Origin of the sequence: Streptomyces sp. NPDC015131, from assembly GCF_043079975.1 — a bacterium.
Lineage (GTDB): Bacteria > Actinomycetota > Actinomycetes > Streptomycetales > Streptomycetaceae > Streptomyces.
In genome coordinates, this window is sequence record NZ_JBIBVB010000001.1 from 596,743 (window position 1) to 614,754 (window position 18,012).

Below are 18,012 nucleotides of genomic sequence, written 5' to 3' on the forward strand. Positions count from 1 at the left end.
GCGCCGGAGTCGGCTCACGCCGGGTCGAGCAGCCCCACGTGCGAGCCGCCGAAGCCCGCGTGCTCGTCGACCAGGTGGACCTGGAGCAGCCAGTGGGCCTTCCACCCGTCCGCGGTCGTCCGGCGCAGCGGCCGGTCGTTGTCCGGCCCGATGTACGTATCCGCTGGCTCGCCGGCCGGGTTCGCGTCCGGTGCCCCGCCCACCAGCCGCCCGGCGTGCCGTCCGCCGAGGGCCCAGCCCGCCTTGGCGGCGAGCGCCCGCACCTCGCCGTACAGCTCTCCGCCGGTCATCCGCGCGTCCGCGCGGAACGCCTCGCGGGCCCCGGCGAAGATCTCCGGCAGGTCCGCGCACAGCCGCCGCTTCGCCGGGTCCTCGCCGAGCACCAGGGTCCGGGCGAAGTCGGTCCCGTACCCGGCGAGCAGCGGGCCCAGGCGCACCACGACGGTGTCGCCGGCGCCGATGACCCGGTCGGACAGCGGCGGTTCCCCACCGCACGGCAGCACGGTGTGCGGGCCCGAGTACACGAGCCGCCCCGGCCGCCGCGCGCGCGTGCCGAGCACCTCGCGCGCCAGGTCCCCGATCCGGTCGGTCACCTCGTCCTCGCTGCGGCCTGCCGCGACCAGTCCGCGCCGTGCAGCTTGGGCGAACACCGCCTGAGCCGACCGCTGGGCCTCCACCAGGCCCAGGGCCCGCAGCCGCTCGTCCATCCGGTCGGGTGTCGTCATCGCGTCCGTTCTCCTTCGCGTGCCGTGCTCGTGCCGTGCTCGTGCTACGGGGTCGCGCGTACGACGACGAGCGAACCGTCGTACGCCGGTTGGCGTCGCAGGTGGCCGAACTCCGCGTCCCAGGCGCCGGACTCCAGGTCGGCGCGGAGGGTCCGGTCGAAGTGCTCGCGGACCCGGTCGTCGACGAAGCTCCACGCCGAGCACGCCTGGCGGGCGGCGGGATCGAGGAGCATCTCCGGGCGCCCGTAGTAGGCCTCGTCGAAGCCGTCGGTGCAGTCCAGCGGGATCGGCACGGTCGTCACGCCGCAGTCACCCCCCAGGGCGGCGGCCAGTTCCCCGACGGCCGGGTGGCGGCGCGCCTCGGTGTCGAGGACCTCCGGCGCGTACCGGTACAGCCAGAAGTCGCGTACGCGCGCGGGGTCGCGGGTGAGGACGACCACGGGTCCGCGGGTGACGCGCCGCATCTCCCGCAGCCCGGCCCACGGGTCGGACCACTGGTGCACGCTGAACAGGGTCATCGCCGCGTCGAACTCCCCGTCCGCGAAGGGCAGATGCTCGGCGACGGCGTCGACGGCGTCGCTGGCGTCGCTGGCGTCGACGGCGCGTACGAGCGGCGCCGGCCGCAGGGCCCGTACCGACGCCGAGGGCTCGACGGCGGTCACGGCGCGCGCCGCGTTCTCGTACGAGCCGGAGCCGGCGCCCACGTTGAGCACCGTCCGCGCGTCGCCCAGGGCGCGGGCGACGAACCGGGCGATGCGTTCGTCCGGGCGGCGGCGGGAGGAGCGGCCGGCGCCGACCGTGCCGCGGTCGACGTCGTCGTCGACGTCGCCGGCGCCGCGGTCCCGGGTGGGTGTCGTCATCGGTCTTACCTCGCCTTGTGAGCAGGGACAGGGGGATGAGAGCCCGGCACGCCCACGGTTGTGCCGGCCGGGCGTGCGGGGACGAAGGGGTGGAGGGGGGCGTCAGGACCAGAGCCGGAAACGCTCCCAGCCGTGCGCGGTCCGCTCGTAGCGCAGACGGGTGTGGGCGCGGGACGCCGCCGCCTGCCAGAACTCCACCACCGCGGGCGCCAGCGTGTAGAGCGTCCAGGCGGGGTCGACGAGCGAGGGGTCCTTCCCGACCAGGGCCAGCGCCTTCTCCAGGGCCTGGTCGCGCTCGTCCGTGTCCGTCACGTACTGGCTCTGCCGGCCCAGCAGGGCCTCCGCGCGGGCGGTGGCCGACCGGGCGAGGAAGTCGTCGGCGTTGTCCTGCGCGGATCCGGGGGTGACGGGCCCGCGTAGGCGGACCTGCCGGCCGTGCTCGGGCCAGTAGAAGGTGAGGGCGGCCCGGGGGTGGACGGCCAGCTGGTGGCCCTTCGGGCTGGACGCGTGCCCGGCGAACTGCCAGCCGGAGGCGCCGACGCCCTTGAGGATCAGCACCCGGGCGTCCGGGTCGCCGGCCTCGTCCACCGTGGACAGGGTCATCGCGTGCGGATCGCGAAGGCCGTCCGACACCGCGTCGGACAGCCAGGACAGGAACAGGCGGACCGGGTCGTCCGGCGCCCGCTCGGGGAGGAACTCCGGCAGTGGCCCGGCGAAAACCTCGATGCCCCGTAGCCAACCGCCGACGGTCCTGCCGGGGTCTGCCTCGCTCACTGCCGCCTCCTCCACGGGACGCTCCTCGGAGCCATCCTGCATCTGCGACCCAAATTCGACAATCTCCTGGCACATGCTTGGGTGATGCGCCAACTGAAGTCGTGTGGGGGGCCGCGGTCTTGGAGATAGCGACAAGGTTCCGGGGTGCGGCCGGAGCCCGGAGCGGGGCCCCGGCCAGGCGCACGGCTCCGCCGGCAACCTGTCAAAAACGCATCAGCATGCACCGCCACGGCGACAGGACGCCGTCAAGGCGGGTGCCGCCGGCATTCCGCGCCCCCTTCGATGGAGCCGGACATCCGCACACCGGCCCCGGGGCCGGCGCCTTCACGGGAGTTGGTCGTTCATGCGCATCGAGAACGTGGTCGGTCTTCTCGTCGCCCTGAGTCTCGTCGGCTACCTGGTGGCCGCTCTGATCCGCCCGGAGAAGTTCTGACCGGGTCCCACCCGCTTGTGACCCGGGCCCGGCCCGGTCAGCCCTCCGTGTGCGGCAGACGGGCCGCCAGGCCGTCGAGGAGGGACTGGAGGCCGAAGCCGAAGGTGTCCTCGGGTGCGTCGGCGTACCCGCCGACGGTGGCGGCGTCGATCCGGGAGCGCAGCCGGGGGTAGCGGGCGGCCACCTCGGCGGCTTCCTTCATCGTGGCGTCGAAGGCGGCCCGGGCCTCCCCGCCGTCCCGCTCGATGCGGCGGGTCAGGGCGGTGGTGGCGGCGGCGCCGGCGGCGTTGCCGAGTACGTACGTGAAGACCGCGGCGGCCGCGCGGTCCGCCTCCGGCTCGGTGAACCCGGCGGCCTCGTACACGGCGAGGGTGTGGTCGTCGTGGCGGGCCTTCGCCTCGCCGTGGAAGAGGTGGCTCGCGAGGGCCTGCACCAGCCAGGGGTGGCGGGTGAACATCGCGTACAGGTCGCCGGCCATGGAGGTGGCGGCCGTACGCCAGTCGACGGCGTCGAGGTCGGGGAGGCGGATCTCGTCCCAGACCCGGTCGCCGGCCAGGGTGACGAGGTTGTCCTTGCTCTTGACGTGCCAGTAGACGGCCGTGGCCGCCGAGTTGAGGCGCTGCCCGAGCGCGCGCATGTTCAGCCCTTCGAGGCCCTCCTCGTCGAGGAGTTCGACGGCGGTCGTGACGATCTGGTCGCGGGTCAGCGTGGAGCGAGGCATGGGGTCACGATAGGGCGGCGCGGCCGCATTGCACAAAGTTCAAGAGACCACTTGCACATAGTTCAAGTCGGCCCCTACTGTTCTCGGTGTCGCCACTTGAACTAAGTGCAAGTGGCTCGGACCGACAGGAGCCCTCCCCGTGCAGACCCTCACTGCCCTCGCCGCGACCGCCCAGATCCTCGTCGCCGCCGCCTTCGTCAGCATCCCCGTCCTCCGCCACCGCTTCGGCGCCGCCGCCAAGGCCGCGGCCGTCGCCGAACTGGAGCGCCAGGGCGTCCGCCCCGCCGTCCTGGAGGAGAACCGCCTCCGCTTCGACGCGAGGGGCCACGAGTGGTGGGCGCCCGGCGCCTTCGCCGCCGCCTCCCTCACCGCCGCCGCGCTCAACCTGGCCGGGAGCCCCTGGGGAACCACCCTGACCTGGGTCTTCTCCTCGATCGCCTTCCTCGCCAACATCGCGATCCTGCAGAGCCAGGTCGGCGCGGTGACGTCCGTCCGGGCCGCCTTCCGGCGCAAGGGCGACCCCGAGCTGCTCCGGATCGACGTCCCCGCCTTCCTCGCGGCCGCCGAGGGCGCCTTCCCCGCCTGGACCCGCACCCTCCAGAACGTCCGCCACACCGTCGTCTTCGCCGGCTCGGCCCTCGCCCTGACCGCCGCCGCCCTCGTCTGAACCCCGCCCGCGAGCCGGGGTGCCCCCCGCCCCGGGGCCGAGGCGCCCCCCGCGTAGGCCGTTCCCTCGGACGGGTCGCCGGCACCGGCCCAGTAGACTCCGCGCTCTTGGTTCAGCGCACGCGGGGTGGGGGACGACGTGGCGGGTGGCGGCAACGGCTCCGGCAGAACTCGGCGTGTCGACTTCGGCGTGACGATGCTGTTCGGCGCGGTGTACGCCGGTGCGTTGTTCCTGGTCGTCACGGGCTTCTCCGTGGAGCCGGGTGGGTGCGGAGGGCGCTTCGCTGCCTCGTGCTCGGGCGAGACGTACTGGCGCCTCGGCGCCGGCTTCGGCCTCCTCGCGGTCGTGGCGCCTGTGCTGCACAAGGTCGTGCCGAGCGTCCCGTACGAGGAGGGTGTCGGCCGGGCGGCGACCGTCACCGCTCTGGTGGTGGGCGCAGCGGCCGGTATCGCCCTGACCGTGGCGATGGCCCGAGCGGTGGTCTGAGGCGCCGCCACCCGGGTCAGCGGGTGGCCGCGACAATCCGCTGGGCGGTCTCGGCGGGGGTGAGGTGCGTGGTGTCGACGACCTCGGCCTCGCTGTGCAGCCAGGTGCGGGCCGCCTCCGCGTACGGTTCGAGGTACTGGAGCCGGAACGGGGAGTCGGGGCCGATGACGGTGTCGCCCGCGATACGCGCGCGGAGGGTCTCCTGGTCGGCGTGGAGGACGAAGTGCCGGACCGGCACGGCATGCTGAGCGAGGCCCGAGGTGATCTCGCGCCAGTACTGCTCGACCAGGACAGTCATGGGCATCACCAGGGTCCCACCGGTGTAGTCCAGGACGCGCCGGGCGGTCTCGACCACGAGGGGCCGCCAGGGCGGCCAGTGCTGGAAGTTGTCCGTCGCGGGGAGCCCCGGCGAGATGTCCATGAGCGTCTCGCCGACCTTCTCGGCGTCGAACACCCGTGAGTCCGGGATCAGCCGCTGCACCAGTGCACTGGTCGTCGTCTTGCCCACGCCGTGGGTGCCGTTGAGCCATACGATCATGCGGCCGACGCTAGCGCCGCTCGGCGCACAGGCCCAGCGGCGGATGGCGGCCGGGCTGCTTGAGGCCCGTCCTGCGGCGGGGTCCGCTGGATCCGACCGGCCCAGCGGGCCCCGCCGGGGACCGGACCGAGCGGGCTCAGCCGGGGAACCCGTACTCCGTCAGCGCCTTCTCGATCCGGGCGCGGTGGTTCGCCTCCCAGTCGTCCAGGGACTCCGCCTCCTCCTTGGCCAGCTTCGTACGAGCCGCCGCGAGCACCTCCTCGCGCCGCCCGCCGGGTACGACGACGATCCCGTCCTCGTCGGCGACCACCTCGTCCTCGGGACGCACCAGCACGCCGCCGACCCGCACCGGCTCGCCCAGCGCGCCGATCCGCTCCTTCGTCCCCGGAATGGGAACGACCCCGCGCCCGTAGACCGGGAAGCCGGCCTCCCGCACCTCGCCGATGTCCCGGAGGACCCCGTCCAGGACGAAGGCCGCCACCCCGCGCCGCTGGGCGACCGCGCACACATTGCCCCCGGCCAGGGCGTACTCCACGTCACCGGACTCCACCACGACCACCGAGCCCGGCTCCGCCCGGTAGATCGCGGCATGCAGCATCAGGTTGTCCCCGGGCACGCACCGCACGGTGTACGCCGGCCCCGCGACCCGGGGCGCCCCCCACAGCGGCCGCACCCCGCCGTCCACCACCTGGGCCCGGCCCAGCAGATCGGCGAGGGTGGTGGTGGGAACGTCCTTGAATCCGTCGTTCATGATCTCCGCTTCCTCATTCCGTCGCGTCGCATTCCACTCGACCGCCCGAGCGTAGGGGGTGGCACGTGCCCGCCGCCCGCCACCGTGCACCTCCGGCCCGCCCGACGGCCAAGCCGCAGAGCCTCTGAGCTGCGGCGACGTACATATCGGCATGCGCCCCGGCAGGCCCGTCGGGCATCATCACGGGATGATCGGCAACCGGATCACCCATCGCACGGCGGACGGCGTCCGCGTCCCCGGCACCTGGCGCCACGCCTTCATCTGCAACGGCGGCTCCTACTTCCTCACCGACCTCTTCATCTACGCCGACGGTCTCATCGACTGCTGGGACCTCGTCACGCTCGACGAGTTCGAGAAGAAGCTCCGCAGCGGGTGGGTGGCCACCAGCCTTCCCGACGGCGGCATGGCGTCCGCGCACCGCCTGGCCTCGTGGACCTTCGACGGGCCGCAGACCTGGCTCACCCCGGAGCTGCTGCTCGCCGAGGTCCGCGACACCGTCGACGAGCTGAACGGCCGCCCCGATTCGACCGACCGCTGCCTGGCGGCGGTGGACGTGTTCCTCGCCGAGCGGACGGAGGAGAACCGGTCCGCGGCCAGGGCCGCCTATCTGGCCATCCCCGAGACGGTGCGTCACTACGCCCTCGGCGACATGGACCGCAAGGACCGGCCCCTGCAGGCCCTGGTGGCGGGCCCGGGCGGTCGCCTTCCCGGACGGCCCGACCAGAGCGTGTCACCGGAGGAGTACGACGCGGCCGTCGCGTACTTCGAGGAGCGCGACCGATGGCGTGCCGAAGCGCCCTCACGGGTGCCGGCGGACGGGGCGGAACACTCCTCCGCCCCCGCGCTGAAGCTGCCGGACACGTACCCGCAGCGCGCCCTCGAACGTCCCGACAAGCGGGCCCTGCGCAACGACTATCCTGCACCCATCGCCCTGGACGACGTCACCTACCCGTCGGTGGCGCACGCCTACTGGGCCCAGTCCGTCGCCGAACCGGAAGCGCGCAACGCGGTCGCCACCGCGGAGACCGGCGCCCACGCCCAGATGCTCGCGGCCGAGGCACCCCGCCGCGAGGGCTGGGAACGGACCCGCACGGCAGTCATGGCCCGCCTGCTGCGCGCCAAGTATGCGCAGCACGCCGACCTCGCCGAGGTCCTCCTGGCCACGGGTGACGCGACCCTGCTCTACGACGACGCGGACTCGGCCTACTGGGGTGACAACGGAGGCCAGGGCCGGAACTGGATGGGCCGCCTCCTGGAACTCGTCCGCTCCGAACTGCTCGCCGGCCGGGCACAGATCGGGCGGGGCCTTCCTACAGCCAGTCCTTCCGCTTGAACACCACGTACAGACTCGTGCACACCACTGCCATCAGCACCACCGCGAACGGGTAGCCGTACACCCAGTGCAGTTCCGGCATGTGATCGAAGTTCATGCCGTAGATCGTCCCCACGAGGGTGGGTGCGAACAGGATCGCGGCCCACGAGGAGATCTTCTTGATCTCCTCGTTCTGCTCGAAGCCCGCCTCCGCGAGCGCCCGCATCTCGGCGTTCTGCTGCTGGGTGACGAGCGTCGCGTTGACGGTGAGGATCTCGGTGAGGGCCTGCCGGAAGCCGTCGACGCGCTCGCTGGTGTGGGTGACGTGGTCCGCGACGTCCCGCAGGTGGCGCTGGAGCTCCTCGTCGGTGCCGTACTTGGCGAAGCCGGCCATCAGGTTGTGCAGCATGCCGACCAGCGGGCGGGTGGCGCGCTGGAACTCGACCATTTCGCGGGAGAGTTCGTAGATCCGGCGGGACACCTCGGGGTCGCCGCGGAACACCTCCGTCTCGATCTCGTCGACGTCGTTCTGCACCCCCTCCACCACCGGCGCGTAGCCGTCGACGACCGCGTCCAGGATGGCGTACAGCACCGCCTCCGGGCCCAGGGCGAGGAGTTCGGGGGCCTCCTCCATCCGGCGGCGCACGGCGGACAGGTCGGGCGCCGCTCCATGGCGGACCGTGATGAGGAAGTCCGGGCCGACGAACACGTGCAGCTCGCCGAAGTCCACCTCCTCCTGCGCGTCGAGATAGCGCGCGGCACGCAGGACGACGAAGAGCGTGTCGCCGTACCGCTCCAGCTTGGGGCGCTGGTGGGCCTCCATCGCGTCCTCGACGGCCAGCTCGTGCAGGTCGAACTCGGCCGCAAGGGAGAGCAGTTCCGCCTCCGAGGGGCGGTGCAGCCCTATCCACGCCATGCCGTCCGGCTCGGCGCGCAGCAGGCGGAACGTCTCGGCGAGGGTGCCCGGCGAGGAGACCTTCCGGCCGTCCCGGTACAGCGTCGCCCGCACCACGCTGCCCCCGTCCGGCGACACGGGCGGTGCGGGCTGCGGGGGCGGCACCGGGGGACCCGGCGGCGCGGTCGCGGGATCGTCGGCGCGCCGGCGCCGGTGGGGCCTCTTCGAGGGCAGGGTCATACGGGGGTCACCTCCCGGTCGAACCATATACGCACCGGTATGCACCGGCATGGCCGGACCGGATACGCTCGGAGGACAGCAGCTGTCCGCAAGGGCGCGTAGCGTGCCGGACATGGCCTCCCGGAACGAGCCCGTGCTCTCCACCCGCGCCCTCAACCGCGCCACCCTGGCACGCCAGCTCCTGCTGCGTCGTACCCCCATGGCGGCCGAACACGCCGTCGCCCACCTCGTCGGGCTCCAGGCGCAGAACACCAAACCGCCCTACTACGCCCTCGCCGCCCGCCTCGCGGATTTCCGGCCCGAGGAGCTGTCCGGCCTGATGGAGAGCCGCCGGGTCGCACGGATCGTCACCCTGCGCTCCACCATCCACACCCACACCGCCGACGACGTCCTCTCCCTGCGCCCGCTCGTCCAAGCGGCCCGCGACCGGGAGATCACGGTCTTCCGCAAGGGCCTGGACGGCGTCGACCTGGAACGGCTCGCCGCGCTCGCCCGCGACCTGGTCGAGGAGGCGCCCCGCACCCCCAAGGAGATCCGCGAGGCCCTGCTCGGCGAGTGGCCCGGCGCCGACCCGCTCGCCCTCTCCGTCGCCGCCCGGTGCCTGCTGCCCCTGGTCCAGGTCACGCCCCGGGGCCTGTGGGGGCGCGGCGGCCAGGTGGCCCTCACCACCGCCGAGACCTGGCTCGGCAGGTCCGCCGGGCCCGCGTCGCCCGACGAGACGGTCCTCCGCTACCTCGGCGCCTTCGGGCCCGCCTCCGTCAAGGACATGCAGACCTGGTCCGGGCTGACCCGGCAGCGCGAGGTCTTCGAACGGCTCCGGCCCCGGCTGCTCACCTTCCGGGACGAGCACGGCACCGAACTCTTCGACCTGCCCGACGCCCCCCGCCCCGACCCCGGCACTCCGGCGCCGCCCCGGCTGCTGCCCGAGTTCGACAACCTGCTGCTCTCGCACGCCGACCGCACCCGCGTCGTCCCGCCCGAGCACAAGGACCGCACCTGGAAGGGCAACCAGGCGTACCGCACCTTCCTCGTCGACGGCTTCCTCGCCGGCGTCTGGCACCTGGAGGAGACCCGGACGGCGGCCACCGTGACGCTCTCGCCGTTCGGCCGGCTCACCCGCGACCGGCGCGCCGCGCTGGAGGCCGAGGCCGCGAGCACCCTGGCCGGCCTGCTCCCGGGCAAGGCGCACGACGTACGGGTCGGAACCTTCTGACGCCCCGGCCCGGCTCCATTCAAGGCCCCGGGCCCGCGGGACCCGCCCCGGCCCGGCTCGATTCCAGGGGCTCCGTCAGTCCGCGCGTCCCGTCGCGGCCACCGTCACTCCCAGGCCGATCATCGCGAACCCGCCCGCGCCGCCCACCATCGCCAGCCGGCGGTCCGAGCGGGCGAACCAGCCGCGGGCCGCCGCCGCGCCCAGGCCCCACAGGGTGTCGGTCACCAGGCCGATGCAGATCGGCACCAGGCCCAGCAGCAGCATCTGCACCGCCACCCCGCCGGCGCCGTGGTCCACGAACTGGGGGAGCACCGCGGCGAAGAAGACGATGCCCTTGGGGTTGGTCACGCCCACGACGACACCGTCCAGCAGCGTGCGGAGGTCGCCCCGCGACGCGGCCGGGGGAGGCGCGGCCAGCAGCGCCGCCCGCATCTCCTTGCGGTGCCGGAACGCCTGCACCCCCAGGTACACCAGGTACGCCGCCCCGGCCAGCTTCACCGCCGTGAAGACGGCCACCGACCGCTCCACCACCGTCCCTACGCCCAGCGCCACGGCCACGACCAGGACGTACGAGCCGAGGACGTTGCCGAACACGGTCGCCATCGCCGTACGGCGGCCGTGCGCGAGGGCGCGGCCGATCACGAACAGCACGCTGGGGCCCGGGATCACGATCACGAGCAGGGACATCGCCGCGAAGGCCAGGACACGGTCCGCCGACACCATGGCGACACCCTACGCCGGGCCGCGGCCGCCCCGCCGGGTCCGCCCGAGGGCCGCGCCACCGGAGCCTCCGGGGCCTCACCGCGCTGCGGTCACCCCGCCGCCCCGCCCGAGGCGAGGCCCCGGGGCCTCACCACGCCGCACGCCGCCCGGCCGCCCCGCCCGAGGCGAGGCCCCGGGGCCTCACCGCAACAACCCCGCCGCCCCGCCCGAGGCGAGCCCCCCGGGGCCGCGCCACACGCAGCCCCCGGGCGCCTCACCGCAGCAGACCCGCCCGGCGCGCCGCCAGGACCGCTTCCAGCCGCGAGTGCGCGCCCAGCTTCCGCATCGCCGACCGCAGGTAGCCCTTCACCGTCTCGGGCCGCAGGCCCAGCCGCTCGGCCGCCGCCGCGTTGGTCGCGCCGGCCGCCACCGCCGCCAGCACGTCCACCTCGCGCGGCGCGAGCACCGTCCGCACCGGGGCCGGACCGTTCCGCTCGCCCCGCGCCTCCGCCAGCCGGGCGCACACCGCGAGCAGCTCCGCGCGCACCCCCGGGTCGGCGACGCGCGCCGCCAGGGCCCGCAGCTCGCCGTGCGCCTCCCGCACGGTCTCCCGTACCGCCTCGCAGGAGACCTGATCGTCCGCCACCGCGGTGAGCCGGTGCGCCTCGTCGCGAACCGCCAGCGCCTGCTCCACGTCCCGGGCCGCCGCCACCGCCGCGTCGAACACCCGGTCGCCCAGCGGCAACGGCTCGCGCAACGCGCCGTACAGCACTCCCCGTACCCGCCGGCGCACCACCACCGGCACCGCGAGCACCGACCGCAGGCCCTCCGCCGCCACCGGACCGTCGTACTCATGGCTGATGTGGCGGGCCTCCGGGTAGTCGGTGACCGCGCACGGCCGGGCCAGCGCGATCGCCCGGCCGCCCAGGCCGCTGCCCGTCCCGATCGCCAGCCCGCTCAGCGCGGCGGACCGGGCCCCGCTCAGTTCGGCGATCCGCATGCGCCGGCCGTCGTGCAGCAGGCCCCCGAAGACGATCGGCAGCCCCCCGCTCCTGCGCAGCCGCAGCAGCGCCGCGCGCATCTCCACACCTTCCGCGTGCTCGGGCACGTGCACCGCTCCTTCACCCCCGTTCGGGGGTAGTGAGACCTGGGTCACCGATTACACGATGACGGTGACGGGTCCCGCAACGAGGAGGACGTATGGCGGCGAGCGGCGCGACGCGCGAGTTCCGGGAGGCCCGGGACTTCCTGCTGCGGCACCGGGAGGACTACGAGGCGGCGTACGCGGGCTTCACCTGGCCCCGCCCCCGCCGGTTCAACTGGGCGCTCGATTGGTTCGACGTCATCGCCGAGGGCAACGACGCGACCGCGCTGCACATCGTTGAGGAGGACGGCACCGAGCAGCGGGTGAGCTTCGCCGCGATGCGCACCCGCTCCGACCGGGTCGCCACCTGGCTGCGCGGCCTCGGGGTGCGGCCGGGCGACCGGATCGTCGTCATGCTCGGCAACCAGACCGAGCTGTGGGAGACCGCCCTCGCGGCGATGAAGCTGCGGGCCGTGGTCATCCCCGCGACACCGCTGCTCGGCCCGGCCGACCTGGCGGACCGCGTCGCGCGCGGCGGGGCGCGGCATGTGATCGTACGCGCCGGGGACACCGGCAAGTTCGACGGCGTGCCCGGCGACTACACCCGTATCGCGGTCGGCGCGCGCGTGCCGCACTGGATCGCGTACGAGGACGCCGACGCGGCCTGCGTGCCCTTCGAGCCCGACGGCCCGACCCACGCCGACGACCCCCTGATGCTGTACTTCACCTCGGGCACCACCGCGCGCCCCAAACTCGTCGAGCACTCCCATGTCTCGTACCCCGTCGGCCACTTGGCGACGATGTACTGGATCGGCCTGCGCCCCGGCGACGTCCACCTCAACATCTCCTCGCCCGGCTGGGCCAAGCACGCCTGGTCCAACCTCTTCGCGCCCTGGAACGCCGAGGCGACCGTCTTCATCCACAACTACACGCGCTTCGACGCCGCCCGTCTGATGGCCGAGATGGACCGGCACGGCGTCACCAGCTTCTGCGCCCCGCCCACCGTGTGGCGCATGCTCATCCAGGCCGACCTGTCCGCGCTGCGCACCCCGCCGCGCGAGGTGGTGGCCGCGGGCGAGCCGCTGAACCCCGAGGTCATCGAGACCGTCCGGCGCGCGTGGGGCGTCACCGTCCGGGACGGCTTCGGGCAGACGGAGACCGCCGTCCAGGTCTCCAACAGCCCCGGCCAGCCGCTGCGGCCGGGCTCCATGGGCCGCCCGAGCCCCGGCTTCCGCATCGAGCTGCTCGACCCCGTGACCGGCGAACCGGGCGCCGGGGAGGGCGAGATCGCCGTCGACCTGTCGGACGCCCCGGTGGGCGTGATGACCGGCTACCACGGCGACCCGGCCCGTACCGCCGAGGCGATGGCCGGCGGCTACTACCGCACCGGCGACATCGGCACCCGGGGCGCCGACGGTCATGTGACCTATGTGGGCCGGTCCGACGACGTGTTCAAGGCGTCCGACTACAAGATCTCGCCCTTCGAGCTGGAGAGCGCGCTGCTGGAGCACGAGGCGGTGGCGGAGGCGGCGGTCGTCCGGCCCCCGACCCGGTCCGGCTCGCCGTGCCCAAGGCGTACGTCGTCCTCGCCGAGGGCTGGGAGCCGGGCCCGGACACGGCGAAGGTCCTGTTCGCGCACGCGCGCGCCGTCCTCGCGCCGTACCAGCGGATCCGGCGCATCGAGTTCGCCGACCTGCCCAAGACCGTGTCGGGCAAGATCCGCCGCGTCGAGCTGCGGGAACGCACCGCCGCCGGATCGACCGCCGAGTACACCGAAGGAGACCTCGCATGAGCCCCTCGTCCGGCAGCCCCGCGCCCTCGTCCGTGCCCGGCGGCCCCTCGTCCGGCAGCCCCTCGTCCGTGCCCGGCGGTCCCGAGCCGTACGGCCTTTCGTACGCGCACGGCACCGGCTCCACCGCCCTGCTCGGCGACACCGTCGGTGCAAACCTGGCCCGGACCGTGGCGCGCTTCCCCGGGCGGGACGCGCTCGTCGACGTCCCCTCGGGGCGGCGCTGGACCTACGCCGAGTTCGGCACCGCCGTGGAGCAACTGGCGCTCGGGCTGCTCGCGGCGGGCGTCGGCAAGGGCGACCGGGTCGGGATCTGGGCGGTGAACTGCCCTGAGTGGGTGCTCACCCAGTACGCCACGGCCCGCGCCGGCGCCGTCCTGGTGAACATCAACCCCGCCTATCGGGCCCACGAACTGCGGTACGTCCTCGACCAGGCGGGCGTCTCGCTGCTGATCGCCTCGCTCGCCCACAAGACCAGCGACTACCGGGCCCTGGTGGACCAGGTCCGCGCCGACTGCCCCCGCCTGCGGGCCGTGCACTACATCGGCGACCCGACCTGGGACGAGCTGACCGCCGGGGCCGCCCCCGCGGAGGCGCTGGCCGCCCGCGAGGCGGAGCTGTCCTGCGACGACCCCGTCAACATCCAGTACACCTCCGGCACCACCGGCTTCCCCAAGGGCGCCACCCTCACCCACCACAACATCCTCAACAACGGGTACTTCGTGGGAGAGACCCTCGGCTACACCGAGCAGGACCGGATCTGCCTGCCGGTGCCCTTCTACCACTGCTTCGGCATGGTCATGGGCAATCTCGCCGCCACCAGCCACGGCGCCGCCATGGTGATCCCGGCGCCCTCCTTCGAGCCCGCCGCCACCCTGCGGGCCGTCGAGCGGGAGCGGTGCACCTCGCTGTACGGCGTGCCGACGATGTTCATCGCGGAGCTGAACCTCCCGGACTTCGCCTCGTACGACCTCTCCTCGCTGCGCACCGGAATCATGGCCGGATCGCCCTGCCCGGTCGAGGTGATGAAACGGGTCGTCGCCGAGATGCACCTGGCGGAGGTGTCGATCTGCTACGGCATGACCGAGACCTCGCCCGTCTCCACCCAGACCCGGCGCGACGACGACCTGGAGCGCCGCACGGAGACGGTCGGGCGCGTCCTGCCGCACGTCGAGGTCAAGATCGTGGACCCCGCCACCGGGATCACCGTGCCACGAGGCGAGGCGGGGGAGCTGTGCACCCGCGGCTACGGCGTGATGCTCGGCTACTGGGACGAGCCGGAGAAGACCGCCGAGGCGATCGACGCGGGCCGCTGGATGCACACCGGAGACCTGGCGGTGATGCGCGAGGACGGGTACGTACAGATCGTCGGCCGTATCAAGGACATGATCATCCGGGGCGGGGAGAACGTCTACCCGCGCGAGATCGAGGAGTTCCTGTACGCCCACCCCAAGATCGCCGACGTACAGGTGGTGGGGGTGCCGGACGAGCGGTACGGGGAGGAGATCCTCGCTTGTGTGATCCCGCGCGACCCGGCCGACCCGCCGACGCTCGACGACCTCACCGCGTTCTGCCGCGAACGGCTGGCGCACTACAAGATCCCGCGCCGGATCGAGATCCTCGACTCCTTCCCGATGACCGTGAGCGGCAAGGTCCGCAAGGTGGAGCTGCGGGCGGCGTACGGGGGTTAGCGGCTACGTACGGGGGTTGGCGGCGGCGTACGGGGATTGGCGGACGCGCACGGGGGCGCGTGCCCCGCACGGATCCCGGCCTACGCGCCCCTGGCGACCAGCTCGTCGGCGGCACCGTTGAGGGGCTGGGGGACCCCGGTGAGGTCCATGACGAACAGCGGGACCCGCAGCCGGTCCGCGCGGGCGCGCGCCCGCTCCTCGTAACCGGCCAGCGAGAAGGACACGCTCGTCGCGGACTCGGCGAGACCGGTCAGCCACAGGCACTCGACGGCGCGCAGCGACGTGGGCCGGGTGGTCGGGTCGACCTGGGCGACCAGTCCGGGGCCGCGCAGGTCGACACCGGGCAGCGCGCCGGGCGCCGCCCCCGGTCCCGGGCCGGCGCCCGTACTCATGCCCATGCCCATGCCTGGGCCCATGCTGGTGCCCGCCCCTGTGCCCGCGCCCGGCTCGGCGGCTCCCGGGCGGTCCTCGGGCTGGACGACGTCGCGGAAGCCGAGCCACCGGAGGTAGCGGGCGGCGGTGGTGACCGCGTCGCGCGCGGTGCGGATGGTCACCGGCCGGAAGGACGGGCGCGGTACGGCTGCCGTGCGCGGCAGCGGAATGTGCGACGGCGCCGTGGAGATCCCTGTGGTGGCCGCCGTGGACCCGGGCGGCACGGAGGCCCGGCCCCCGGCGCCCCGGTCGCCGGCGCCCTGGTCGGTACCGGGCTGTTCGGCGCCGCCCTGGTCACCGGGGTGTTCGGCGCCGGGCTCGGCGGCGTACTCGGAGCCCCGCTCCTCAGATCCCCGCTCCTCGGCGCCCGGCTCAGCGCCCGACCCGGCCGGCGCCCGCGTGTCCGCCGAGCGCACGCCCGCCGGGCCCGCCGACAGCGGGGCGGTGGTCACCGGCCGTACCGGGACGCGCAGCACGGTGCCGCACGGGCACCCCAGTTCGGGCTGCGGCCACTGGTCCTGGCGCCCGCAGGCCCCGCAGCGCACGGTGACCCACTCGTCGGTCCAGGTGCGGTGGGTGACCGGCTCGGCGGGGGCGCCCCGGTGCAGCGGGGGGACGACCGGGGCGCCGCAGGGACACGGATAGACCGGCGGGGCGTAGCCGTGGGTGCGGCGGCAGGCCGGGCAGCGGACCGGGACGTTCTCTCCCACGTATGACCCCCTTCGTTCCGTCGTCCATCGTCCACCACGGGCGGGCCGTTGGGGAGTGCGTCGGGCCATCCCTTGACTGTGTCCTTCCCAGACCGTAGATTGCTTCCGTATAGTAGAACATTACTTCCGCATTACGGAATCGAAGCTCTCAGGTGGCGCGACAGAGCACGAATCCGCCGGCCGAAGCAGGAGCACCCCATGCCTCGTATGACCGCCGCCCGAGCGGCCGTTGAGATCCTCAAGCGCGAAGGCGTCACCAACGCGTTCGGTGTGCCGGGCGCGGCGATCAACCCCTTCTACAAGGCCCTCAAGGAGGGCGGCGGGATCAACCACACGCTCGCCCGCCACGTCGAGGGCGCCTCGCACATGGCGGAGGGCTACACCCGCGCCAAAGCCGGCAACATCGGTGTCTGCATCGGCACCTCCGGTCCGGCCGGCACCGACATGATCACCGGCCTGTACTCCGCGATCGCGGACTCGATCCCGATCCTGTGCATCACCGGCCAGGCCCCGGTCTCGAAGCTCCACAAGGAGGACTTCCAGGCCGTCGACATCGCGTCGATCGCCAAGCCGGTCACCAAGGCCGCGACCACCGTGCTGGAGGCCGCGCAGGTCCCCGGCGTCTTCCAGCAGGCGTTCCACCTGATGCGCTCCGGCCGTCCCGGCCCGGTCCTCATCGACCTGCCCATGGACGTCCAGCTCACCGAGATCGAGTTCGACCCCGACACCTACGAGCCGCTGCCGGTCTACAGGCCGGCCGCGACCCGCGCCCAGGCCGAGAAGGCCCTGAGCTTCCTGCTGGAGTCGGAGCGCCCGCTCATCGTGGCCGGCGGCGGCATCATCAACGCCGACGCCTCCGACCTGCTGGTCGAGTTCGCCGAGCTGACCAACATCCCGGTCATCTCCACCCTGATGGGCTGGGGCACCATCCCGGACGACCACGAGCTGGCCGCCGGCATGGTCGGCGTCCAGACCGCGCACCGCTACGGCAACGCGACCTTCCTGGAGTCGGACGTCGTCCTCGGCATCGGCAACCGCTGGGCCAACCGCCACACCGGCTACAACCTGGACGCCTACACCAAGGGCCGCAAGTTCGTCCACGTCGACATCGAGCCGACCCAGATCGGCAAGATCTTCGCGCCCGACTACGGCATCGCCTCCGACGCCAAGGTCGCGCTGGAGCTCTTCATCGAGGTCGCCAGGGACCTGAAGGCCGCGGGCAAGCTGCCCGACTTCTCCGCCTGGGCCGCCTCCGCGCAGGAGCGCAAGGGCACCCTCCAGCGCCGTACGCACTTCGACGACATCCCGATGAAGCCGCAGCGCGTGTACGAGGAGATGAACAGGGCGTTCGGCCCGGAGACCCGGTACGTCACCACCATCGGCCTCTCCCAGATCGCCGCCGCGCAGTTCCTGCACGTCTACAAGCCGCGCCACTGGATCAACTGCGGCCAGGCCGGCCCGCTCGGCTGGACCATCCCGGCCGCCATCGGTGCCGCCACCGCGGACCCGGAGACCCCGGTCGTCGCCCTCTCCGGCGACTACGACTTCCAGTTCATGATCGAGGAGCTGGCGGTCGCCGCCCAGCACAAGGTCCCCTACGTCCACGTCCTGGTGAACAACGCCTACCTGGGCCTCATCCGCCAGGCGCAGGGCGGCCTGGGCATCAACTTCGAGGTCAACCTCGAGTTCGAGAACATCAACACCCCGGAGATCGGCGTCTACGGCGTGGACCACGTCAAGGTCGCCGAGGGCCTGGGCGTCAAGGCGATCCGGGTCGAGGACCCCAGCAAGCTGGGCGAGGCGCTGGAGCAGGCCAAGAAGCTGGCCGTGGAGCACCAGGTCCCGGTCGTCGTCGAGGCCATCCTGGAGCGCATCACCAACATCGCGATGAGCAAGACGGTCGACATGAGCGACGTCACCGAGTTCGAGGAGCTCGCCACCGAGCCGGGGCACGCCCCGACGGCGATCCGCCCGCTCGTCTGACGCTCG

Annotated in this window: 17 protein-coding genes and 1 pseudogene; 8 read left to right on the forward strand and 10 right to left on the reverse strand. The window is 73.3% G+C overall.

Translation table 11 applies throughout. The features are described from left to right. Positions 1-14: 14 nt before the first annotated feature. From ACF08D_RS02300 to ACF08D_RS02310, 3 genes are all read right to left on the reverse strand, one after another. Positions 15-725, reverse strand: a complete 711-nt coding sequence (locus ACF08D_RS02300) for a M24 family metallopeptidase (RefSeq protein WP_392220604.1) — start codon at positions 723-725, stop codon at positions 15-17. A 44-nt stretch (positions 726-769) separates the two neighbouring features. After that, entirely contained in the window at positions 770-1,585 is an 816-nt protein-coding gene (locus ACF08D_RS02305) for a class I SAM-dependent methyltransferase (protein WP_392220605.1), read from the reverse strand. Between the two features lie 102 nt (positions 1,586-1,687). Then, positions 1,688-2,359 carry a pyridoxal 5'-phosphate synthase gene (locus ACF08D_RS02310; protein WP_392220606.1) on the reverse strand — a complete coding sequence of 224 codons (672 nt, stop codon included), beginning with the start codon at positions 2,357-2,359 and terminating at the stop codon, positions 1,688-1,690. Positions 2,360-2,702: 343 nt separating this feature from the next. On the opposite strand from ACF08D_RS02310, the gene kdpF reads away from it, so the two are divergent. After that, a complete protein-coding gene (kdpF, locus tag ACF08D_RS02315) occupies positions 2,703-2,792 on the forward strand; it encodes a K(+)-transporting ATPase subunit F (RefSeq protein WP_392220607.1) in 90 nt (29 codons plus the stop codon). A gap of 37 nt (positions 2,793-2,829) precedes the next feature. On the opposite strand, the gene ACF08D_RS02320 is transcribed toward kdpF, so the two are convergent. Further along, complete coding sequence (locus ACF08D_RS02320; RefSeq protein WP_392220608.1) at positions 2,830-3,513, reverse strand: TetR/AcrR family transcriptional regulator C-terminal domain-containing protein; 684 nt, start codon at positions 3,511-3,513, stop codon at positions 2,830-2,832. A gap of 139 nt (positions 3,514-3,652) precedes the next feature. On the opposite strand from ACF08D_RS02320, the gene ACF08D_RS02325 reads away from it, so the two are divergent. After that, positions 3,653-4,180 carry a hypothetical protein gene (locus tag ACF08D_RS02325; RefSeq protein ID WP_392220609.1) on the forward strand — a complete coding sequence of 176 codons (528 nt, stop codon included), beginning with the start codon at positions 3,653-3,655 and terminating at the stop codon, positions 4,178-4,180. Between the two features lie 126 nt (positions 4,181-4,306). Next, a complete protein-coding gene (locus tag ACF08D_RS02330) occupies positions 4,307-4,666 on the forward strand; it encodes a hypothetical protein (protein ID WP_392220610.1) in 360 nt (119 codons plus the stop codon). Positions 4,667-4,682: 16 nt separating this feature from the next. On the opposite strand, the gene ACF08D_RS02335 is transcribed toward ACF08D_RS02330, so the two are convergent. Further along, positions 4,683-5,204, reverse strand: coding sequence for an AAA family ATPase (locus ACF08D_RS02335; RefSeq protein ID WP_392220611.1), 522 nt, complete (start codon positions 5,202-5,204; stop codon positions 4,683-4,685). A 136-nt stretch (positions 5,205-5,340) separates the two neighbouring features. Beyond that, a complete protein-coding gene (locus ACF08D_RS02340; RefSeq protein ID WP_392220612.1) occupies positions 5,341-5,955 on the reverse strand; it encodes an RraA family protein in 615 nt (204 codons plus the stop codon). Between the two features lie 187 nt (positions 5,956-6,142). Between ACF08D_RS02340 and ACF08D_RS02345 the strand changes: the two genes are divergently transcribed. Then, positions 6,143-7,288 carry an NADAR domain-containing protein gene (locus tag ACF08D_RS02345; protein WP_392220613.1) on the forward strand — a complete coding sequence of 382 codons (1,146 nt, stop codon included), beginning with the start codon at positions 6,143-6,145 and terminating at the stop codon, positions 7,286-7,288. Here ACF08D_RS02345 and ACF08D_RS02350 read toward each other — a convergent pair. Next, entirely contained in the window at positions 7,266-8,402 is a 1,137-nt protein-coding gene (locus ACF08D_RS02350) for a magnesium and cobalt transport protein CorA (protein WP_392220614.1), read from the reverse strand. The two genes, ACF08D_RS02345 and ACF08D_RS02350, sit on opposite strands and share 23 nt — an antisense overlap. Positions 8,403-8,514: 112 nt before the next feature. Between ACF08D_RS02350 and ACF08D_RS02355 the strand changes: the two genes are divergently transcribed. After that, positions 8,515-9,615, forward strand: a complete 1,101-nt coding sequence (locus tag ACF08D_RS02355; protein ID WP_392220615.1) for a winged helix DNA-binding domain-containing protein — start codon at positions 8,515-8,517, stop codon at positions 9,613-9,615. A 75-nt stretch (positions 9,616-9,690) separates the two neighbouring features. On the opposite strand, the gene ACF08D_RS02360 is transcribed toward ACF08D_RS02355, so the two are convergent. After that, on the reverse strand, positions 9,691-10,338 hold the full coding sequence (locus ACF08D_RS02360; RefSeq protein ID WP_392220616.1) for a LysE family translocator: 648 nt from the start codon (positions 10,336-10,338) through the stop codon (positions 9,691-9,693). A gap of 253 nt (positions 10,339-10,591) precedes the next feature. Further along, the gene (locus ACF08D_RS02365) at positions 10,592-11,425 is read right to left on the reverse strand and encodes a response regulator transcription factor (RefSeq protein WP_392220617.1); all 834 of its coding nucleotides are present in this window, start codon (positions 11,423-11,425) and stop codon (positions 10,592-10,594) included. A 92-nt stretch (positions 11,426-11,517) separates the two neighbouring features. Here ACF08D_RS02365 and ACF08D_RS02370 point away from each other — a divergent pair. Continuing rightward, positions 11,518-13,193: pseudogene (locus ACF08D_RS02370) on the forward strand (AMP-binding protein). A gap of 68 nt (positions 13,194-13,261) precedes the next feature. Beyond that, on the forward strand, positions 13,262-14,881 hold the full coding sequence (locus ACF08D_RS02375; RefSeq protein WP_392221188.1) for an AMP-binding protein: 1,620 nt from the start codon (positions 13,262-13,264) through the stop codon (positions 14,879-14,881). Positions 14,882-14,961: 80 nt separating this feature from the next. Here ACF08D_RS02375 and ACF08D_RS02380 read toward each other — a convergent pair whose 3' ends face one another. Beyond that, the gene (locus tag ACF08D_RS02380; protein WP_392220618.1) at positions 14,962-16,023 is read right to left on the reverse strand and encodes a hypothetical protein; all 1,062 of its coding nucleotides are present in this window, start codon (positions 16,021-16,023) and stop codon (positions 14,962-14,964) included. A gap of 207 nt (positions 16,024-16,230) precedes the next feature. On the opposite strand from ACF08D_RS02380, the gene gcl reads away from it, so the two are divergent. After that, on the forward strand, positions 16,231-18,006 hold the full coding sequence (gene gcl / locus ACF08D_RS02385) for a glyoxylate carboligase (RefSeq protein ID WP_392221189.1): 1,776 nt from the start codon (positions 16,231-16,233) through the stop codon (positions 18,004-18,006). Positions 18,007-18,012: the final 6 nt, after the last annotated feature.

What these genes read in the sequence shown, in the direction of transcription:
- ACF08D_RS02300 (WP_392220604.1), bottom strand. Translation starts at nt 725, where the DNA reads ATGACGACACCCGACCGGATGGACGAGCGGCTGCGGGCCCTGGGCCTG.
- ACF08D_RS02305 (WP_392220605.1), bottom strand. Translation starts at nt 1,585, where the DNA reads ATGACGACACCCACCCGGGACCGCGGCGCCGGCGACGTCGACGACGAC.
- kdpF (WP_392220607.1), top strand. Translation starts at nt 2,703, where the DNA reads ATGCGCATCGAGAACGTGGTCGGTCTTCTCGTCGCCCTGAGTCTCGTC.
- ACF08D_RS02320 (WP_392220608.1), bottom strand. Translation starts at nt 3,513, where the DNA reads ATGCCTCGCTCCACGCTGACCCGCGACCAGATCGTCACGACCGCCGTC.
- ACF08D_RS02335 (WP_392220611.1), bottom strand. Translation starts at nt 5,204, where the DNA reads ATGATCGTATGGCTCAACGGCACCCACGGCGTGGGCAAGACGACGACC.
- ACF08D_RS02340 (WP_392220612.1), bottom strand. Translation starts at nt 5,955, where the DNA reads ATGAACGACGGATTCAAGGACGTTCCCACCACCACCCTCGCCGATCTG.
- ACF08D_RS02345 (WP_392220613.1), top strand. Translation starts at nt 6,143, where the DNA reads ATGATCGGCAACCGGATCACCCATCGCACGGCGGACGGCGTCCGCGTC.
- ACF08D_RS02350 (WP_392220614.1), bottom strand. Translation starts at nt 8,402, where the DNA reads ATGACCCTGCCCTCGAAGAGGCCCCACCGGCGCCGGCGCGCCGACGAT.
- ACF08D_RS02355 (WP_392220615.1), top strand. Translation starts at nt 8,515, where the DNA reads ATGGCCTCCCGGAACGAGCCCGTGCTCTCCACCCGCGCCCTCAACCGC.
- ACF08D_RS02360 (WP_392220616.1), bottom strand. Translation starts at nt 10,338, where the DNA reads ATGGTGTCGGCGGACCGTGTCCTGGCCTTCGCGGCGATGTCCCTGCTC.
- gcl (WP_392221189.1), top strand. Translation starts at nt 16,231, where the DNA reads ATGACCGCCGCCCGAGCGGCCGTTGAGATCCTCAAGCGCGAAGGCGTC.